The 2,648-nt window shown below is 74.0% G+C and carries 3 protein-coding genes; 1 reads left to right on the top strand and 2 read right to left on the bottom strand.

The window, feature by feature from the left end:
• Positions 1-607: GNAT family N-acetyltransferase (locus G5C65_RS35150; RefSeq protein ID WP_165303116.1), on the top strand; the 607-nt coding region annotated here is incomplete at its 5' end.
• On the opposite strand, the gene G5C65_RS35145 is transcribed toward G5C65_RS35150, so the two are convergent.
• Positions 597-1,172, bottom strand: a complete 576-nt coding sequence (locus G5C65_RS35145; RefSeq protein WP_165303115.1) for a TetR/AcrR family transcriptional regulator — start codon at positions 1,170-1,172, stop codon at positions 597-599. The two genes, G5C65_RS35150 and G5C65_RS35145, sit on opposite strands and share 11 nt — an antisense overlap.
• Before the next feature lie 57 nt (positions 1,173-1,229).
• Positions 1,230-2,288 carry a helix-turn-helix domain-containing protein gene (locus G5C65_RS35140; protein ID WP_165303114.1) on the bottom strand — a complete coding sequence of 353 codons (1,059 nt, stop codon included), beginning with the start codon at positions 2,286-2,288 and terminating at the stop codon, positions 1,230-1,232.
• Positions 2,289-2,648 lie beyond the last annotated feature (360 nt).

Here is a 2,648-nt window from a genome sequence, read left to right as displayed (position 1 = left end):
GGGGGAGGGGGACGGGCTGGCAGCGCTCGAAGCCTTCTACGCGGAGCACGGGCTGCCGGCCGCCGTCCAGGTCACCCCCGCGGACCGGCACTCGGCGCTCGACGCGCGGCTCGCCGCCCGGGGCTACCGGTCCACAGCGCCCGTCCTGGCCCTCACCGCGCCCGCGGCCCGGGTCGCGGAGGGCGCCGGAGCGCGTGGTGGCCAGGGCGCTGTCGAGCTCGCCGGCGCGCCCACCGCGGCCTGGCTCGACGCCTTCCACGCACTCGACGGCGGCGGCGACGGCGCCGTCGTCAGCCGGCAGGTGCTCCCCCGGATCGCGGATCCGGCCGGGTACGCGTGCGCGGTGCGGGACGGCCGCGTCGCGGGCATCGCGCTGTTCGTCGCCTCGGCCGGCGCCGCGGGGGTGTTCTGTGTGGCCGTCCGCCCCGACTGCCGCCGCCGGGGGGTCGCCGAGGGGCTGCTGCGCGCGGGTGCCCACTGGGCGCTGGGCCGGGGCGCCGAGCAGCTGTATCTGCAGGTCGCCGAGGCCAACGACGCGGCGCGGCGGCTCTACGAGCGGGCCGGGTTCACCCTCTCGCACCGCTACCACTACCGGGTCAGGGAGTGACGATCCGCTCCACCGCCGCCGCGATCAGACGGTCCCGCTCGGCCTCGTCCAGCACCTCGGGCAGCGTGAGCTGTTCCACGATGAGCCAGTTGAACGCGAGGTAGAGCAGCTTGACGGCGGTCGCGTCGCCGGGCAGCCCGGAGGAGAGGTGGTAGCCGACGTTGGCCTCGACATCGGCGCGCACCCGCTCGGTGAGGACCGTGCGCAGCCGGGGCCTGCGGGTGGCCTCCAGGCGCAGTTCGAGGAGCGCGAGATAGCCGGTGCGGAACGAGCTGACGCGGCCGACGAGTTCGCGCATCAGCGCCGTGTACGTCTCCCGGTCCGGGGAGGCGGCGCGCTGCCGGGCGATGGTCTCCTCGTCCGGCTGGAGGCGCTCGTAGACCCGGGCGCCCGCCTGGGTGAGCAGCTCGTCGCGGCTGGTGAAGTAGTTGGAGGCGGTGCCCGGCGGCACGCCGGCCGCGGTGTCGACCGCGCGGAAGGTCAGCCCCCGGGCGCCCTCCCGGGCCAGTACCTCGATGGCGGCGTCGACCAGCGAGGCCCGCCGTTCGTCGTTTCTGCGCACCATTGAAGCCACTCCATGCGTAGTGCTCCATCCGTTCCACTACGTGCAGAGTAGTTCATATCACAGCTCCGTCTCCGGCCAGCCCAGCAGCCGGGCGCCGATGACCGCGGTCTGCAGCATGTAGCGGTGTGTGGGGTCGGCGGGATTGGCACCGGTCAGCTGGTGGATGCGCTGGAGGCGGTAGGTGAGGGCCCGCACGCTCAGCGAGAGGCGGCGGGCGGCCTCCGTCGCCACGCAGCCGGAGTCGAAGTAGACGGAGAGGGTCTCCAGGAGGGGCAGGGCGCCGCCGCGGGCCTTGGTCAGCGAGCCCAGGGTGTGGGTGACCAGGTCCGCCATCGCCTGCCGGTCCCGGGTGAGCACCGGATAGACCAGCAGGTCGGCGGCGTACAGCACGGGCGCGGTCAGCTCCATGCGGTCGGCCAGGTCGAGGACGCTCAGCGCCTCCTCGTACGACTGCACCACCCCGCCGGGGCCCGGCTGGGCGCGGCCGACCGCGACCTGGCCGCCGTCGGTCGCGGCGAACGCCTGCTTGGCGAAGTAGCCCAGCACCTCCTCCTGGTCGCCGGGGGCCACGCACAGCAGCCGGCCGTCCTTCGTGGTGAGCAGGATGCTGCGGTCGCCGAAGCGGGCGATCAGCGCCCGCTCGATCTGCCGGGCCACCGCGTCGCCCTCGCCGTACGCCGCCGCGCCGCACGCCACGGCCACCGCGTGCGCGTGGGAGAGGCGCAGCCCGAACCGCTCGGCGCGCTCGGCCAAGTGGCCCAGGTCGCTGCGGCCGTACAGCAGGTCGTCGATGAACTCCCGGCGCGCCGCCTCCTCCTGACGCACCGCGAGCCGCTGGGCGCGCTCGTAGCCCTCGACGACGGCGTCGATGATCTGGTGCACGCCCGCCAGCGCGCTGTCCGAACTCCCCGGCGCGCTGGGCCAGGCGGCCTGGGCCGCGGTGAGATGGGCGCTGATCAGCGCGCGCAGTCCGTAGCCCGCCTCGGCGGCCCGCTCCCCCAGTTCGCGGCGGGAGTCCAGCTCATCGCGGGTCAGCCGGCGGCCCGTCGTGGAGACATCGGCCAGTATCCCGGCACAGCCGCTCACATAGTCGGCTGGAATCTCCGCGCCTGTCACGCACACCCCCGAGTTCTTGACGCGCCGGTGACTCCCTCTTAACGCCGCCCGGCATACAGACCCTAATGAACACTGCCGATGTCCGGCAATGCGCAAGGGAGTTCGTGAACGGCAGGATGGTCCCGCGAGAGCACGAAGGAGGGGCGAGCGCGGGGCTGCTGCCGGGAACCGGCAGAAACCCGGGCTCGGACAGCGACGGATCGGAGGCCGGCCATGGGCACGTTCACCGAGGCGGCGCTGGGCTTCCCCACCGTCGTGTTCTCCGCCGCGGTCTTTGTGACCGTGGTCTTCTGGCTGCTCGTCGCCGTCGGAGCCGCCGACGGCGACGCACCGGCCGGGGGGATCGGGGGGAATGGGGGG

This window comes from Streptomyces boncukensis (genome assembly GCF_011045075.1).
Lineage (GTDB): Bacteria > Actinomycetota > Actinomycetes > Streptomycetales > Streptomycetaceae > Streptomyces > Streptomyces boncukensis.
The sequence above is the reverse complement of the archived record's forward strand: the minus strand, read 5'-3'. Positions and strand labels throughout refer to the sequence as shown.